This window comes from Paracoccus tibetensis (genome assembly GCF_900102505.1).
Classification (GTDB): domain Bacteria; phylum Pseudomonadota; class Alphaproteobacteria; order Rhodobacterales; family Rhodobacteraceae; genus Paracoccus; species Paracoccus tibetensis.
Genome location: NZ_FMVT01000006.1, coordinates 137,130 through 153,587, shown reverse-complemented (window position 1 = coordinate 153,587; position 16,458 = coordinate 137,130). Strand labels below are relative to the sequence as shown.

At 70.4% G+C, this 16,458-nt stretch carries 15 protein-coding genes; 5 read left to right on the top strand and 10 right to left on the bottom strand.

Features of this window, described 5'->3' with window-relative positions:
• Positions 1-83 precede the first annotated feature (83 nt).
• On the top strand, positions 84-806 hold the full coding sequence (gene lexA / locus BLP73_RS10210; RefSeq protein WP_090743553.1) for a transcriptional repressor LexA: 723 nt from the start codon (positions 84-86) through the stop codon (positions 804-806).
• A gap of 10 nt (positions 807-816) precedes the next feature.
• Here the strand turns inward: lexA and hemC are convergent, their stop codons facing one another.
• The gene (gene hemC / locus BLP73_RS10205; RefSeq protein ID WP_175453308.1) at positions 817-1,758 is read right to left on the bottom strand and encodes a hydroxymethylbilane synthase; all 942 of its coding nucleotides are present in this window, start codon (positions 1,756-1,758) and stop codon (positions 817-819) included.
• Positions 1,759-1,831: 73 nt separating this feature from the next.
• On the opposite strand from hemC, the gene hemE reads away from it, so the two are divergent.
• A complete protein-coding gene (gene hemE / locus BLP73_RS10200) occupies positions 1,832-2,860 on the top strand; it encodes a uroporphyrinogen decarboxylase (protein WP_090743550.1) in 1,029 nt (342 codons plus the stop codon).
• Here the strand turns inward: hemE and BLP73_RS10195 are convergent, their stop codons facing one another.
• From BLP73_RS10195 to BLP73_RS10175, 6 genes are all read right to left on the bottom strand, one after another.
• Complete coding sequence (locus BLP73_RS10195) at positions 2,861-3,841, bottom strand: SPOR domain-containing protein (protein ID WP_090743547.1); 981 nt, start codon at positions 3,839-3,841, stop codon at positions 2,861-2,863. It lies immediately after the preceding gene.
• A 65-nt stretch (positions 3,842-3,906) separates the two neighbouring features.
• Entirely contained in the window at positions 3,907-4,536 is a 630-nt protein-coding gene (gene upp, locus BLP73_RS10190) for a uracil phosphoribosyltransferase (RefSeq protein ID WP_175453307.1), read from the bottom strand.
• Positions 4,536-5,495: an adenosine deaminase gene (locus BLP73_RS10185; RefSeq protein ID WP_175453306.1), complete on the bottom strand. Its 960-nt coding sequence runs from the start codon at positions 5,493-5,495 to the stop codon at positions 4,536-4,538. Before BLP73_RS10185 ends, upp begins: the two co-directional genes overlap by 1 nt.
• Positions 5,492-6,670: a phosphopentomutase gene (locus tag BLP73_RS19395; RefSeq protein ID WP_175453305.1), complete on the bottom strand. Its 1,179-nt coding sequence runs from the start codon at positions 6,668-6,670 to the stop codon at positions 5,492-5,494. The genes BLP73_RS10185 and BLP73_RS19395 overlap by 4 nt, the downstream gene beginning before the upstream one ends.
• Complete coding sequence (locus tag BLP73_RS10180) at positions 6,667-7,947, bottom strand: thymidine phosphorylase (protein ID WP_090743539.1); 1,281 nt, start codon at positions 7,945-7,947, stop codon at positions 6,667-6,669. The genes BLP73_RS19395 and BLP73_RS10180 overlap by 4 nt, the downstream gene beginning before the upstream one ends.
• A complete protein-coding gene (locus tag BLP73_RS10175; protein WP_175453304.1) occupies positions 7,944-8,354 on the bottom strand; it encodes a cytidine deaminase in 411 nt (136 codons plus the stop codon). Before BLP73_RS10175 ends, BLP73_RS10180 begins: the two co-directional genes overlap by 4 nt.
• Positions 8,355-8,467: 113 nt before the next feature.
• Between BLP73_RS10175 and BLP73_RS10170 the strand changes: the two genes are divergently transcribed.
• Positions 8,468-10,747 carry an NADP-dependent malic enzyme gene (locus BLP73_RS10170; RefSeq protein ID WP_090743533.1) on the top strand — a complete coding sequence of 760 codons (2,280 nt, stop codon included), beginning with the start codon at positions 8,468-8,470 and terminating at the stop codon, positions 10,745-10,747.
• 216 nt (positions 10,748-10,963) lie between these two features.
• Positions 10,964-12,877 (top strand): propionyl-CoA synthetase, encoded by a 1,914-nt coding sequence (locus BLP73_RS10165; RefSeq protein ID WP_090743530.1) that lies wholly within the window; start codon positions 10,964-10,966, stop codon positions 12,875-12,877.
• A 49-nt stretch (positions 12,878-12,926) separates the two neighbouring features.
• Here BLP73_RS10165 and BLP73_RS10160 read toward each other — a convergent pair whose 3' ends face one another.
• The 3 genes from BLP73_RS10160 to BLP73_RS10150 all read right to left on the bottom strand — a co-directional run bounded on the left by BLP73_RS10160 (position 12,927) and on the right by BLP73_RS10150 (position 14,913).
• Positions 12,927-13,988 (bottom strand): GGDEF domain-containing protein, encoded by a 1,062-nt coding sequence (locus tag BLP73_RS10160; protein ID WP_139165933.1) that lies wholly within the window; start codon positions 13,986-13,988, stop codon positions 12,927-12,929.
• 3 nt (positions 13,989-13,991) lie between these two features.
• Complete coding sequence (locus tag BLP73_RS10155; RefSeq protein ID WP_090743524.1) at positions 13,992-14,561, bottom strand: hypothetical protein; 570 nt, start codon at positions 14,559-14,561, stop codon at positions 13,992-13,994.
• A 67-nt stretch (positions 14,562-14,628) separates the two neighbouring features.
• Positions 14,629-14,913 (bottom strand): DUF3572 family protein, encoded by a 285-nt coding sequence (locus BLP73_RS10150; protein WP_090743522.1) that lies wholly within the window; start codon positions 14,911-14,913, stop codon positions 14,629-14,631.
• A 111-nt stretch (positions 14,914-15,024) separates the two neighbouring features.
• On the opposite strand from BLP73_RS10150, the gene BLP73_RS10145 reads away from it, so the two are divergent.
• Positions 15,025-16,416: a diguanylate cyclase gene (locus BLP73_RS10145; RefSeq protein ID WP_090743519.1), complete on the top strand. Its 1,392-nt coding sequence runs from the start codon at positions 15,025-15,027 to the stop codon at positions 16,414-16,416.
• Positions 16,417-16,458: the final 42 nt, after the last annotated feature.

The following is a 16,458-nucleotide window of genomic DNA, read 5'->3' as shown; positions in this document are numbered from 1 at the left end:
TTTTTCACCCTGCTCTGTTCTCTTCATTGACGCGATTCGGGCGATCATTTAGAACGTTTAGGGAACTGAGGAAGGTAGGGCCGATGCTGACGAAGAAGCAGATCCAGCTGCTGGAGTTCATTCAGAAGCGCATGGCCCGCGACGGCGTGCCGCCCTCCTTCGATGAGATGAAGGACGCGCTGGACCTGCGGTCCAAGTCCGGCATCCACCGCCTCGTGACCGCGCTCGAGGAGCGGGGCTTCATCCGGCGCCTGCCGCACCGGGCACGCGCGCTCGAGGTCGTCCGCCTTCCCGACGCGCTGGCGCATCTGGACCAGGCCGCCCCGGCCGAGGCCGCGGGCGCGGGCGGCTTCACGCCTCGCGTGGTGCCGAATTTCCGCCCCTCCCGTCCCCGCGGCGCCATGGCTGTCGCCGACAGCCCGGCGGTCGATCTGCCCCTGATGGGCCGGATTGCTGCGGGCGTCCCGATCGAGGCCATCAGCGAGGTCGCGCATCACATCGCCGTTCCCGGCACGATGCTCACCGGGCGCGAACATCACTACGCGCTCGAGGTCACCGGCGATTCGATGATCGATGCCGGCATCAACGACGGCGACATCGTGGTTATCCGCGAACAGGACACGGCGGACAATGGCGACATCATCGTGGCGCTGGTCGACAACCAGGAAGCGACGCTGAAGCGCTATCGCCGCCGCGGCGCGATGATCGGCCTTGAGGCGGCCAATGCCGCCTATGAGACGCGCATCCTGCCCGAGGATCGCGTGCGCATCCAAGGCCGCCTTGTGGGACTGATCCGCAGCTACTAGGGCGCCGGCCTCAGCCGGCGGCTAGGAAGTCGGAGCCGGCGCGGCCGAGAAGCTCCTCGGCCAGATCCCGGCCCATCGCCTCGCCGTCCGACGCAGGGCCGTGCCGCTCTCCGCAGAAGGACAACCGGCCGTCGGGGCTGAGGATCTCGCCCCGAAGCCGCAGGCGCTCGCCCTCCAGCTCGGCCAGCCCCGCGATAGGGGTCTGGCAGGAGCCATCGAGCCTTGCCAGATAGGCGCGCTCGGCCTGGATGCGCAGGCTCGTCGCGCCGTCATCGATGGGCGCGAGCAGCCGCGCAACGCCATCATCCTCTTTGCGCCGCTCGATGCCGATGGCGCCTTGCGCCACGGCGGGCAGCATCTCGTCGGGCGAGATCGCCCCGCGCGCGATCTCGGGCAGGCCGAGCCGCGACAGCCCCGCCATCGCCAGGAAGGTCGCATCGGCCACCCCGTCCGCCAGCTTCGTCAGGCGCGTCTGGACATTGCCGCGAAACTCCACGAGGCGCAGGTCCGGCCGGCGATGCGCAAGCTGTGCCCGGCGCCGCAGGCTGGATGAGCCAACGACCGTGCCTTGCGGCAGTTCGTCGATTGCGCCGAAGCGCTCGCTGATGAAGGCGTCGCGCACGTCCTCGCGCGGCAGCAGGCAGTCGATGACCAGCCCCTCGGGTTGCAGCGTCGGCATATCCTTCATCGAGTGCACGGCGATGTCGATGGCGCCCCCGCTCAGGGCGTCCTCGATCTCGCGCGTGAAGAGGCCTTTGCCGCCGATCTCCTTCAGGGGCCGGTCGGTGATGCGGTCGCCGGTCGTCTTGATCACGACGATCTCGAACGCGTCCTGCGTCAGGCCATGCACCGCCATCAGGCGTTGCCGCGTCTCATGCGCCTGCGCGAGGGCCAGGGCCGAGCCGCGGGTTCCGATGCGCAGCGGGCGGGAGGGGTCGGGCATCCAGGTCATGCGCCCCCATAGCCGGGGGGGCCGCGCTTGACAACGCCCCTCGCCTCGCCTTGAAGGGGCGGCAGGAGGCGAGATGACCAAATTGCTGCTGCGTGCCCTCGCGGGCGAGACCTTGCCGACCCCGCCGATCTGGATGATGCGCCAGGCCGGGCGCTACCTGCCCGAATACCGCGCGACGCGGGCCGAGGCGGGGGACTTCCTGTCGCTCTGCTACAACCCCGAACTTGCGGCCGAGGTCACGCTGCAGCCGATCCGCCGCTTCGGCTTCGACGCCGCGATCCTCTTCGCGGACATCCTTCTTGTTCCGCAGGCCCTTGGGCTGGATCTGTGGTTCGTGACCGGCGAGGGGCCGCGCCTTTCCACCGTCACCCGGGCGGCGGAGGTCACCGCGCTGAAGCCGGCCGCCGATGTGCATGACCGGCTGGCGCCGATCTACGAGACGCTGAAGATCCTGCGGCGCGAACTGCCGGCGGAGACGGCGCTGATCGGCTTTGCCGGCGCGCCCTGGACCGTCGCCACCTACATGGTCGCGGGGCGCGGCACGCGTGACCAGGGACCGGCCCATGCCTTCATGCGCGAGGATCGGGCAGCCTTCTCGGCGCTGATCGAGCGCATCACGGCGGCCACGATCGAGTATCTGTCGGCGCAGATCGACGCGGGCGCCGAGGTGGTCAAGCTGTTCGACAGCTGGGCCGGCAGCCTCAAGGGAGCGGATTTCGACGATTTCGCCATCGCCCCGGCCCGCGCGATCATCGCGGCGCTGAAGGCGCGCCATCCGGATGTTCCGATCATCGCCTTCCCGCGCGAGGCCGGCGAGCGCTACGTCGGCTTTGCCCGCGCGACGGGGGCCGACTGCGTGGCGCTGGACAATTCGGTCTCGGCCGATTGGGCGGCGGACCATGTTCAGGTCGACGGATGCGTCCAAGGCAATCTGGACCCGCGACACATGGTGACGGGCGGTCCTGATCTGGTCGCCGAGGCACAGCGGATCACGCGAGCGCTGCGCGGCGGTCCGCATATCTTCAATCTCGGGCATGGAATCACGCCGGATGCCGATCCCGAGAACGTGGCTGCCATGATCGCGGCTGTACGCAGCGCCTGATCAGCGGGCTGTCGCGCCGGGCCAGCCGCCGGCGCGCAGGCGGCTGAGCGCCGCGATCAGCGAGCGGCGATCCGCGAAGGGCCCGGCCATCACGGCTATGCCCGCGCTGGACTTGCCGCGCGCGGCGGGCAGTCCCTGCGCCGTCAGCGCGCGGATCGCGGCATCGGCCGCCGCTGCCTCGGTGAAGCTGCCGATCTGCACGAAGCGCGCGCTCGCCGGGATCATCTCGACATCCTGCTGAGCCGCCTCGCGGGCCGGGGCTGGCGCCGCGGGCCGTACTGCCGCGGGCCGGGCCGGGGCGGGGGCCGCCGCCGGGCGCGCCCGTGCCGGCCGGGCGGGCTGGGAGGTCGCTTCGGCCGCAGCTGGCGTGGCGGGCGAAACCGGGTCGGAGGCCGCGACGCGCTGCGCGGCGCCGACGGAATGACGCGGCTCCGGCGTTGGCGGTCGCAGGCCCGGACAGAGGCCGGTGGGGTCGCGCTGCCCGTCCGGCAGCGGCTCCATCCGGTAGCCCATGCGGAGGCAGATGTCGCTTGGCGCGCCTGTCAGCGTGGCAAGGCTGGAGGTCACGGCGCCCGATGCCTCGACCATGGTCGACAGCTCGGTCAGCATGGGATCGGGGCGGCCCTTCGGCAGGTCGGGCGGCGCCAGGGTCTGCCCGTCGATGTCGGCGCGCCGCAGCTCTTCCGCCAGACGCTCGGCCAGGATGGCGGCCGGGTCGGCCGGGGGCGGCGGGTTCAGCGGCGGCAGCACGTCCACCGTGTCGGGGTCGAGGCGGCGGACGTCCAGCGAGGGCGGAAAGCCGCAGAGCTGGCCGCCTGCCGGGTCGGGCCGCGGGCTCCAGCCATCGCCCGTCCGGGTGAAGACGCATCCCTGGCCGTCGATATACTGCGCCCCCGCGAAATCCGCAGGCGGCGGAGGGACCGGCGCCGCAAGGGCGGGCCCTGCGGCGCATAGAAAGAGAAGCTGCCAGAGGCGTGTCATCTGCCCATCCCGGTGATCCTTTCGGACTTCTAGCCGAAAGTCGTGAACAGGCAGTTAAGCCGGCCCTACTTCGTGCCGAACATCCGGTCCCCGGCATCGCCGAGGCCCGGCACGATGTAGCCGTGATCGTCCAGCCGCTCGTCCAGCGAGGCGGTGAAGATCGGCACGTCCGGATGGGCCTGCCGCATCCGCTCGACCCCCTCGGGCGCGGCCAGAAGACAGAGGAAGCGCAGGTTCTTGGCGCCCCGCTCCTTCAGCATGTCGATGGCCGCGACCGAGGAATTGCCCGTCGCCAGCATCGGATCGACGACGATCGTCATGCGGGCGTCCAGTTCCTTCGGCACCTTGCAGTAGTATTCGACCGGCTTCAGCGTCTCGGGATCGCGGTAGAGGCCGACAAAGCCCACCCGTGCGCCGGGGATCAGCTCGAGTATCCCGTCCAGGAGGCCGTTGCCCGCCCGCAGGATCGAGATGAGGGCCAGCTTCTTGCCCTCCAGCGTGGGGGCGTCCATCTCGGTCAACGGGGTCTCGATGCGCATCATCGTCAGCTCCAGCTCGCGCGTGACCTCGTAGGCCAGAAGCAGGCTGATCTCGCGCAGCAGGCGCCGGAAGCCCGCGGTCGAGACGTCCTTCTGGCGCATGATCGACAGCTTGTGCTGCACCAGCGGGTGATCGACGATGGTGAGGTGCTGCATCAGGCAAATTCCTTCAGAAGTCCTTCGCGCGTGGCGGCGTCGCAGAAGGCGGCCTCGGCGGCGAAGCGGTTGATCTGGCGGAACTCGGTATCGCCCCAGCCAAAGGTGGATGCAAGCCGGTCGTATTCATGGCGCATCGTGGTGTGGAAGAAGGGCGGATCGTCGGTCGAGACGGTGACGCGAAGGCCTGCATCGGCAAGCCGTGCGATGGGGTGGGCGGAGCAGCCCGGATAGACGCCGAGCGCGACGTTCGAGCCGGGGCAGACCTCGAGCGTGATGTCCTTGTCGCGCAGATCGCGCATGAGGCCTTCGTCCTCGATGGCCTGCACGCCATGGCCGATGCGGGTGCAGCCGAGGGCCAGCGCATCGCGGATGCTGGTCGGCCCGCCCCATTCCCCGGCATGGCAGGTGAGGCCGAGCCTGGCCTCGCGGGCGCAGTCGTAGCTCCAAGCGTAGTCGGTGGCGCGGCCGACCTGCTCGGCCCCGCCCATGCCGAAACCGGTGATCCAGGTCCCCGCGGTCTCGGCGGCGCAGAGAGCGGTCTTCCTGGCGCGGTCGGCGCCGAAATGGCGGATGATGGTGACGATGCCGCGGCTGTCGATGCCCTGCTCGCGCGCCTTGTCCGCGACCTCGGTCATGGCGGCGAGGTAGTCGCGCCAGGCCGCCACGTCGCCGCCGCCGCAGAACTCGGGCGAGACGAAGAATTCGGTATAGATCACCCCCTCCTCGGCCGAGCGTTCCAGCACTTCTCCCAGAAGGCGCGCATAGTCGGCGGGGGTCTTGAGGACGCTGGTCGCGGCCTCGTAGCATGCGAGAAAGCCCTTGAAGCCGTCATAGGCGTAGTGGCCGCGTTCGTCGAAGACGCCGGAGAGGTCGGCGCCCTTCTCCTGCGCGAGGGCGCGGATGAAGGCGGGTGGCGCGGCGCCCTCCAGATGCAGATGCAGTTCAATCTTCTTCACAGGAAGGACCTTCCGTGGTCGGGGGCGGGCAGGCCGAGATGGGCCAGGACCGAGGCGCCGATATCGGCGAAGGCGACATGGCCGACCTCGCCGGTGCCGGCGCCGTGGATCAGGACGGGGACACGCTCGCGCGTATGGTCGGTGCCGCCCCAGCTGGGATCGTTGCCGTGATCGGCGGTGAAGACGGCCAGATCGCCGGGGCGCAGCGCCGCGATCAGCCGGGCGGCGACGGTGTCGAACCATTCCAGCTGCCCCGCATAGCCGGGAATGTCGCGGCGGTGGCCGAAGTTGCTGTCGAACTCGACGAAATTGGCGAAGGTCAGGCTGCCCTCCTCGGACGTGTCCGCCAGGCGCAGCAGGTGATCGGCGAGCACGGCATCCGAGGCGCCTTTGTGCAGATGGGTGATGCCGCGATGGCTGAAGATGTCTCCGATCTTGCCGACGGCATGGGTGATGCGGCCTTCGGCCTGGGCGATGTCGAGGATCGTGCGGCCCGGCGGGGCGATGGCGAAGTCGCGGCGGTTGGCGGTGCGCTGGAACGCGCCCAGCTGGCCGGTGAAGGGCCGGGCGATGACGCGGCCGACGCGCATCCCGTGCAGCATGGGTGCCAGCGCTTGGCAGAGCGCGATTAGGCGGTCGAGGCCGAAAGCCTCCTCATGCGCGGCGATCTGCAGCACGCTGTCGGCCGAGGTGTAGCAGATGGGGCGCCCGGTCCGCAGATGCGCCGCGCCCTCGGCATCGATGATCCCGGTGCCCGAGGCGTGGCAATCGCCGAGGATGCCGTCGCTGCCGGCGAGCTGGCAGATGCGTGCGGTCACCTCGGGCGGAAAGGCGGGATGGGTATCGGGGAAGAAGTGCCACTCCCACGGCACCGGCACGCCGGCGATCTCCCAATGGCCCGAGGGGGTGTCCTTGCCCCGCGAGATCTCGGTCGCGGCGCCCCAGAGGCCGGCGGGCGGCACCGTCAGCCCCGGCGCCACGACGCCCGACGCAAGCCGCACCGCGGAGCCGAGGCCGAGGCTGGCGAGGGTCGGCATCTCCAGCGGCCGGGCGGCGGCGATATGGCCGACGGTGTTGGCGCCGGTATCGGGCAGGCCGTCGTTGAAGAAGCTGTCCGCGTCAGGGGCGCCGCCGATGCCGACGCTGTCCATGACGATCAGAAAGGCACGGCTCATGGGCGGAGCCTTTCGCGGATCAGCGGCCCGGCGGCCCCGTCCTCGCCCAGGTCATAGGCGGCCTGCACCGCGGCAATGGCGATCTCGGCAGCCGTGTCGTCGGCGGCATGGACCATCGCCAGCGGGCGCGTGCCGACCGCCTCGCCCAGCTTGGCGAGATCAGACAGGCCGACGCGGTGGTCGATCCGCTCGCCCGCGCGCACGCGCCCGCCGCCAAGCGCGACGACCGCATGGCCGAGCGCGGCGACCTCGATCCGGGCGACGCGGCCCTCCGGCGCGGGGACCGGGCGGATCACGGGGGCGGCGGGCAGATGCGCCTCGGGCCGGTCCAGCAGATCGCGCGGCCCACCCTGGGCGGCAACCATGCGCGCGAAACGCTCGGCCGCAGCGCCGCGGTCCAGCGCCGCCGCAAGGCCATCCGTGTCCCGCCCGGCAAGGGTCAGCGCCTCGGCCGCCAGCGCGAGGGTCAGATCGCGCAGCGCGCCGGCCTCACCGCGCAGGACACGAATGGCCTCGGCCACCTCCAGCCCGTTGCCGGCGCTGCGGGCCAGTGGCTGGTCCATGTCGGTGATCAGCGCCGCGGTCCGGCAGCCGGCGCCGTTCGACGTCTCGACCAGCGCCTCGGCCAAGCGCTTGGAGGCCTCGGCCGTGCGCAGGAACGCACCCGAGCCGGCCTTGACGTCTAGCACCAGCGCATCCAGCCCCGCCGCCAGCTTCTTGGACAGGATCGAGGCGGTGATCAGGTCGATCGACTCCACCGTCCCGCTTTCGTCGCGGATCGCGTAGAGCCGCCGGTCGGCCGGCGCGAACTCGCCAGAGGCGGCGACGATGGCGCAGCCGACCTGCCGGGTGATGCGGCGGAAGGCGTCCTCGGACTGCTCGCAGAGAAAGCCGGGGATCGCCTCCAGCTTGTCCAGCGTGCCGCCGGTATGGCCCAGCCCGCGCCCCGAGATCATCGGGACATAGCAGCCGCAGGCGGCCAGCAGCGGCGCGAGGATCAGGCTGACCGTGTCCCCGATGCCGCCCGTCGAGTGCTTGTCGACGACCGGCCCGCCAAGGTCCCATTGCAGCACGTCGCCCGAATCGCGCATGGCGCGGGTCAGCGCGACGCGCCCCTTCGGCCCGATCCCGCGCGTGAGCACCGCCATCGCGAAGGCCCCGGCCTGCGCGTCGCTGACCGAGCCGTCGGCCAGGCCCTGCGCGATCAGCGCCGCGCCCGGCCCGTCGAGGCCGCGCCCGTCGCGCACCGCCGCGATCACCGGGCGCGGGTCGGTCATGTGCGGGCCATGTGGCCGATGTCGAAGCTGCCGGGCAGCAGCGCCTCGATCGTGGTCTCGAAGATGCCGCCATCGGTCGTGGCGAGCGTCACCGGCACCGCGCCGCGCCCGAACTCGGCCAGCTTCTGCCGGCAGCCGCCGCAAGGCGGCACGGGGCTCGGGCTGTCCGCGATCACCGCGACCTCGACCAGTTCGGTCTCGCCGGCCGCGACCATGGCGGCGATGGCGCCGGCCTCGGCGCAGGTCCCCTCGGGATAGGCGACGTTCTCGACATTGCAGCCGCGATAAACCTGCCCCGAGGCGCCGCGGATTGCCGCGCCGACCTTGAACTTGGAATAGGGCACATAGGCCCGCTCGCGCACTTCGCGCGCCGCATCCAGAAGTGACATCGTTCCCTCGTGTTGCATGCGCCCATTTCTGCGCCCCCGCGCCGCAAGGCGCAAGCGGGTGGTTGACGCCTGTTCACTCGCGGAAATCTGGTTTAACGGTAAACCATATTTGCAGAACTGGCGGGACAAAGATGGAAGAACGCAGGCAGGACAACGCGCGTCAGGCGGCGCTGGATTATCACGAGTTCCCCCGCCCCGGGAAGCTGGAGATCCGCGCGACCAAGCCCATGGCGAACGGGCGCGACCTCAGCCGCGCCTATTCGCCGGGCGTCGCCGAGGCCTGTCTGGAGATCAAGGCCGACCCGGCCAATGCCAGCCGCTACACCGCGCGCGGCAACCTCGTCGCCGTCGTCACGAACGGGACGGCGGTGCTGGGCCTCGGCAATATCGGAGCGGCGGCCTCCAAGCCGGTGATGGAGGGCAAGGCCGTCCTCTTCAAGAAATTCGCCAACATCGACTGTTTCGACATCGAGCTGGACGAGAGCGACCCGGAGCGCCTCGCCGACATCGTCTGCGCGCTCGAGCCGACCTTCGGCGCGATCAACCTCGAGGACATCAAGGCCCCCGACTGTTTCATCGTCGAAAAGCTCTGCCGCGAGCGGATGAACATCCCCGTCTTCCACGACGACCAGCACGGCACCGCCATCGTGGTCGGCGCGGCCGCGACCAACGCGCTGCGCATCGCCGGCAAGAGCTTCGAGGAGATCAAGATCGTCTCGACCGGCGGCGGGGCGGCGGGGATCGCCTGCCTCGACATGCTGCTGAAGCTGGGGGTCAAGCGCGAGAATGTCTGGCTCTGCGATCTTCACGGGCTGGTCCATCAGGGCCGCGAGATCGACATGAACCCGCAGAAGGCGGCCTATGCGCAGGCGACCGAGAAACGGACGCTGGCCGAGGTGGTCGACGGCGCGGACTTGTTCCTCGGCCTCTCCGGCCCGGGCGTCCTGTCGCCCGACCTGGTGCGGCGCATGGCCCCGCGGCCGATCATCTTCGCCCTGGCGAACCCGAACCCCGAGATCCAGCCCGATGACGCCCGCGCCGTCGCCCCCGACGCGATCATCGCCACCGGGCGCAGCGACTTTCCGAACCAGGTCAACAACGTCCTCTGCTTCCCCTTCATCTTCCGGGGCGCGCTGGACGTCGGCGCGACGACCATCAACGACGAGATGAAGATCGCCTGCATCGAGGGCATCGCGGCGCTGGCCCGCGCCACCACCGCCGCCGAAGCGGCCGCCGCCTATCGCGGCGAGACGCTGACCTTCGGCCCCGACTACCTGATCCCGAAGCCCTTCGATCCGCGCCTCATCGGCATCGTCTCCAGCGCCGTCGCGAAGGCCGCGATGGAATCCGGCGTCGCCACCCGACCGCTCGAGGATCTCGACGCCTACAAGCGCAAGCTCGACAGCTCGGTCTTCCGCTCGGCCATGATCATGCGCCCCGTCTTCGAGGCCGCCGCCACCGCCGAGCGTCGCATCGCCTTCGCCGAGGGCGAGGACGAGCGCGTGCTGCGCGCCGCCAACGCGATGCTGGAGGAGACGACCGACATCCCGATCCTGATCGGCCGCCCCGAGGTCATCGCCATGCGCGCCGAGCGCGCCGGCCTGCCGATCCGCCCCGAGCGCGACTTCGAGATCGTGAACCCGGAAAACGACCCCCGCTACCGCGACTACTGGGAAACCTACCACACGATCATGGCGCGCCGCGGCGTCAGCCCCGACATCGCCCGGGCGATCATGCGCACGAACACCACGGCCATCGGCGCCGTCATGGTCCAGCGCGGCGAGGCCGACAGCCTGATCTGCGGCACCTTCGGGCAATTCTCGTGGCACCTGCGCTACATCCGCGAGATCCTGGCCTCGGGCGGGCTGCGGCCGCAGGGCGCGCTGTCGATGATCATCCTCGAGGACGGCCCGCTCTTCATCGCCGACACGCAGGTCCACCAGGACCCGACGCCCGAGCAGATCCGCGACATCGCCATCGGTGCGGCACGCCACGTCCGGCGCTTCGGGCTGACCCCGAAGGTCGCGCTCTGCAGCCATTCGCAGTTCGGCAATCTCGACAGCGCCTCGGGGCGCAAGATGCGCGACGCGATGCAGCTTCTGGATTCGCGCGAGCCGGACTTCATGTATGACGGCGAGATGCACGTCGACAGCGCGCTGGACCCCGCGATCCGCGAGCGGATCTTCCCGGGCGCGCGGCTGGACGGCGCGGCGAACATCCTGATCTTTGCAAACGCCGACGCGGCCTCGGCCGTCAGGAACGCGCTGAAGATGAAGGCGGGCGGGCTCGAGGTCGGGCCGATCCTGATGGGCATGGGCAATCGCGCACATATCGTGACGCCCTCGATCACCACGCGGGGCCTTCTGAACATGAGCGTTCTCGCCGGCACGCCGGTCGCCCATTACGGCTGACGAATCAGGGCGCGCCGCATAGGCGCGCCCATTTTGCAAAGCCGCGGGGCGACGGCGCCGTCAGTTCGCGCCTGCAGCATCTTTGCAAAGGCGCATCCCGCACCTGGCGGCCGCAAGGGCCAGCCGCGGCTGATCCGCTTGGCGGACGGCCGCTAACAGAGTTGCGCGAACCGCCCCTTCCTGCGACACAAATCATCAGGGCCAGGGAGGGGCGTCATGACCTATCGCGACATCTACGAGGGCTGGAAGGCCGATCCCGAGGCGTTCTGGATGCAGGCTGCCACCGCCATCGACTGGACCCGCCCGCCGTCCCGCGCCTTCACCGACACCGGCCCGGCCGGCGAGTGGTTCGCCGACGCGATGGGCAACACCTGCTGGAACGCCGTGGACCGCCACGTGGAGGCTGGGCATGGCGACCGCCTCGCCATCATCCATGACAGCCCGATCAGCGGCAGCGTCCACAAGCTGACCTACGCGCAGCTTCAGGCACGCGTCGCCAGCCTCGCCGGCGCCCTTCGCGCCCGCGGCATCGCGCCCGGCGACACCGTCATCATCTACATGCCGATGGTCCCCGAGGCGCTGGAGGCGATGCTGGCCTGCGCCCGGCTAGGCGCCATCCACTCGGTCGTCTTCGGCGGCTTCGCGGCCCATGAGCTGGCGGTCCGCATCGACGACGCGCGGCCCAAGGCGATCATCGCGGCCTCCTGCGGGCTCGAGCCGGGGCGCGTGGTCCATTACAAGCCCCTTCTCGACCGCGCCATCGACGAGGCGCGGCACAAGCCCGACTTCTGCGTGATCTTCCAGCGGGAACAGGAGGTTGCCGCCCTCATCCCCGGCCGCGACCTCGACTGGCACGGCTTCCAGGCCGGCGTCGCGCCGGCCGACTGCGTGCCGGTGGCGGGCAACCATCCGGCCTATGTCCTCTATACCTCGGGCACGACCGGCCAGCCTAAGGGCGTGGTGCGTCACACCGCCGGGCACATGGTCGCGCTGGCCTGGTCCATGCGCCACATCTACGACATCGGCGCGGGCGACGTCTTCTGGGCGGCGTCGGACGTGGGCTGGGTGGTCGGGCACAGCTACATCTGCTACGGCCCGCTGCTGGCCGGCGCCACCACCATCGTCTTCGAGGGCAAGCCGGTCGGCACCCCCGACGCCGGCACCTTCTGGCGCGTGATCGCCGAGCATGGCGTCAGCAGCTTCTTCACCGCCCCCACCGCGATCCGCGCGGTCCGCCGCGACGATCCCGAGGGCGCGCTGATCTGCGATCACGACATCTCGGGCCTCAAGGCGCTGTTCCTCGCCGGCGAGCGCGCCGATCCCGACACCGTGGCCTGGGCGGCCGAGAAGCTGGGCGTGCCGGTGATCGACCACTGGTGGCAGACCGAGACGGGCTGGGCCATCGCCGCCAACCCCCTGGGGGTCGAGTTGCTGCCGCAGAAGAAGGGCAGCCCCTCGGTCGCGATGCCGGGCTATGACGTGCAGGTGCTGGACGAGACGGGCGAGCCCGTGCCGCCGGGCACGCTCGGCGCCATCGCCATCCGCCTGCCGTTGCCGCCGGGCACGCTGCCGACGCTCTGGAACGCCGAGGACCGCTTCCGCAAGGCCTACCTGTCGCATTTCCCCGGCTTCTACGAGACGGGGGATGCGGGCTATGTGGACGAGGACGGCTATCTCTACATCATGGCGCGCACCGACGACGTGATCAACGTGGCGGGCCACCGCCTCTCGACCGGCGCGATGGAGGAGGTCCTCGCCGCCCATCCGGCCGTCGCCGAATGCGCCGTGATCGGCGTGTCCGACCCGCTGAAGGGCCAGGCGCCCCTTGGGCTCCTCTGCCTGAAGAAGGGTGTCGAGACCCCGCACGAGCAGATCATCGCCGAGGTCGTCCGCATGGTCCGCGACCAGATCGGCCCGGTGGCCGCCTTCAAGAGCGCCTGCATCGTCGAGCGCCTGCCGAAGACCCGCTCGGGCAAGATCCTGCGCGCGACCATGTGCAAGATCGCGGATGGCGAGGAGGTGAAGACGCCCGCCACCATCGACGACCCGGTGATCCTCGACGAGGTCGGCGCGGCCCTGCGCCGTATCGGCCTCGGGCGTCGCGAGGAAGCGGACAATCCGCAAGCCTAGCGAGCTGGTCGTGGCGCCGCATCGGCCGACCGGCAGCGCCACCCGCGCCTCAGGATGCGGGCGCATCGTCGTCATTTCCAGCTGCCGCGAGGATCAGCGGCTGAGGCGGGCAACGCACGATGGTCGCGCGTCCACGGCCGGCATTCTTGGACTGGTAGAGCGCCACGTCCGTCAGCTCGATGATGGCCTGCGGATCGGTGATGCAGCCCGGCTGCCAGATCGCGATGCCGATGCTGGCCGAGACGGTCACCTGCGTCGCGCCGGCGGGGCTGCATTTCTCGATCGAGGTGATGACACGGCGCGCCAGATGCTCGAGATTTTCGGGCACGGTCTCGCCGCGCAGCAGGAACACGAACTCGTCGCCCCCGGTGCGCGCGGCGGCATCCCCCCGGCGCAGCGCGTGGCGCAGCACCTGGCCGACATCGCGCAGCAGGTCGTCGCCCGCCCTGTGCCCGAGGCGGTCGTTCACCTCCTTGAAGCGGTCCAAGTCCAGATGGACGACGGCGAACGGTTCGTGCTGGGCGTCGTGCGCATCGGACCCGCCTGCGGGCAACAGGGCGGACAGCGCCAATTCCAGCCCGCGCCGGTTGCCGAGCCCCGTCAGCGGATCGCTGTGGGCCTGCGCCAGGGCCACCTGCCGGTCACGCTCCAGCTGCTCGGTGAAGCGGGCAAGTTCCGAGCGCACGGCAAGGTTCGCCTCGTGCAGGAACAGCAGCTCGATCGCAAGATCCGTCGGCGCGAAGTCGGCATCCGTCAGCCCGGCCTCGGCCACCGCGCGGTAGAGCGTGATGCCGAAGCCCAGGTTGACCAGGATCGAGCCATCTTCGACCTGCATGGCGTGCCCGCGCAGGACCAGATCAGGCATCTCCTCGACGCGCAGGAAAAGGCGGCTATGGTCGCGCGCCGCGGTCTGGACGGCCTCCAGAAGCCCGGTGCCGGACGTGCCGCGCGCGTCCTTCAGGCGGTCCTGCCAATGGGCCGCAAGGTCGGGCACCAGCTTCGTCAGGGTCGAGCCGACCGACAGCGCGGCGCCGTCCTGCGCCAGCCACAGATGCATGGGCAGCAGCCGCGACAATGCGCGGCACGAGAGGGCGATGTTGCTTTGCGGCACCTGTCAGGCCCCGCCCGCGCCGACGGCGCCGGCCAGGTGCAGCGTGAACTGCCGGCCCTCCGCGAACCTGTCTTCCCAGATGTCGACCGTGATCCCCCCCTTCTCGCTGGAGATGAGGCAGAGCGCGCCGTAATCGTCCGCCATCCCCCGGATCAGCCCCGTGAGGACGTCCTGCCAGCGCATGTCAGGCTCGAGAAGCCGGATGGTGACGCAGTCGCCTGCGGCCGTCGCTCGAAGGCGGGGCACGAGAAGGCTCGGCAGGACCAGCTCGGCCCGGCCCGGCAATTCCTCGAGACTGAGAAGGAAGTCGCGGAAGTCGCGCCCCGAGAAGCGCAGGAGCCGGCGCACAGGCTCGATTCGCGCCAGCCATGCGCCCAGATCCTCCAGCATCTCGCTGGCGGGCTTGCCGAGCAGGCTTGCCGCCGCGCACAGCGCGTCATGGCCGCGCTCGATGCCGCGGCAGGCGGCGCCCCCGCCTTGCTCCGCCTGCGGGCCGCGCGGCAGACGGGCGAAGCCTTCGCCATAGGCGCTTCGCAGATATTCCTCGACAGCGCGATCGATCAGGCCGTGCATGCTTCACCTCGTTTGGGGCGAGGATAGGCGCAGGGGGTAAAGAAAGCGCAAAGACGACGCGACGTCCTCAGTCGACGGACCAGCCGTAGCTTCCCGGGCCCGCAAGGGCCGTTCGCGCCTGCATCAGGCGGGCCGGCGGCACGCCGACAGCCTCGGCGCAGTCGAGGGCCGTCTCGTCGCTCTGCAGCACGTGATCCAGGACTGCTGCCGCCAGATCGGGAGACTGCGCCAGCCCGCGCAGGTCGTCCGGCGCCAGGCCCGTGGCCTCGAGAAAGGCCAGAAACTGGTCAGGACGCTGCGCAAGATGGACGAGCACCTCCGCGGCAAGCAGCGCGGCTTGGCTGGGATTCATCGAGACCTTCCGGAAATCTTTACGAATTGATCATGAGCCGGCGGCGCGGCAACTCTTTGTTAAGCTTTTTGGCGCAAAGAGGACAAGTGGGCGTTCGGACTGGAAGGGCAGATGACCGCGCGAATACTCGTTGCCGATGGCGTCGCGACCACCCGGATCACGCTGAAGGTGCGGCTTGCCGCGGCGTGCTACGATGTCGTCACCGCCGCCAGTGCCGCGCAGATCTTGGATCTGCTGCAGCAGGACCTGCCGGACCTGATCGTGCTGGGGGGCAGCCTGCCCGACGCCTGCGCGATCGACATCTGCCGGCGCCTGACCTCCGAGCCTCGCTCGGCCGGCATACCGGTGCTGATGCTGGCCCGGACGGACCGCCGGCTGGCGGCGCTGCAGGCAGGCGCTGCGGCCGCGCTGGACCCCGAGATCACAGACCAGATGCTTCTGGCCCGCGTCCGCGGCATCCTGCGCGACGCCGATCTTCAGACCACGGCCGAGCTGGGCCTGGCCGAGGCGCCGGCCGTCTTCGACGCCGCGCGCGTGCCGCAGATCGTGCTTGTCGCCGACAGCGCGGGCCGGGCGCTGCGCTGGCGGCAGCTTCTGGCGGGCCGGCTGGCGGCGCGCTACGACATCCGCGGCGCGGATGAGGCGCTGGTCGGCGTGCGCTCGGGCGCCGCGGCCGATGTCTATATCATCTCGGCCGACCTGGAGGCGCGGGGCGACGGCCTGCGCCTGCTCTCGGAGCTGCGCTCGCGCCAGGGCTCGCGCGATGCCGGTTTTGTCGTCACCATCGCCCCCGAGCGCGAGGAGATGGCCGCGATCGCGCTGGATCTGGGCGCGGGCGATGTCCTGCCCGAGACGATGTTCGACCCCGCCGGGATCGAGACGGCGGCCATGGCGATCGGCCTGCAGCTCTCGCGCAAGTCGCGCTGCGATCTGAGGCGCGAGGAGGTCAAGCGCCACCTGGTCTGGGCCCATACGGACCCCCTGACCGGCCTCTACAACCGCCGCTACGCTTTGCCGAAACTGTCCGAGATCGCGCGCGATGCCATCATCGACGGCCGCGACTTCAGCGTCATCGCGGTGGATCTGGACCATTTCAAGACCATCAACGACCGCCACGGCCATGCCGCGGGGGATGCGGTGCTGACGGACGTCGCGCAGCGGCTGAAGGCGGCCCTGGGCGCGGAAGGCTTCGCCGCCCGCATCGGCGGCGAGGAGTTCCTGCTGGCCCTGCCTGCCGCGGGCGCCGAGAAGGTGCAGCGCATCGCCGAACGGGTGCGCCTTGCCATCCAGGACCTGCCGATCGAGCTGCCGCGGCTCTCGGGCGGAGGCAGCACGCGGGTGACGGCCTCGATCGGCGTCGTCGCCGTGGCGGCGGGCAGCCACGACAACTGGCCGGACGAGCTGGCGCGCCGCACGCTGGAACGGGCCGACCGCGCGCTGATGGCCGCCAAGGCCAGCGGGCGCAACCGCATCGTCGTCTCGCAGGCCGATATCGCGGCCTGAGGCGGCGGGACAGTCTGCCGCGGTATCTGGCATGCTGCCGCG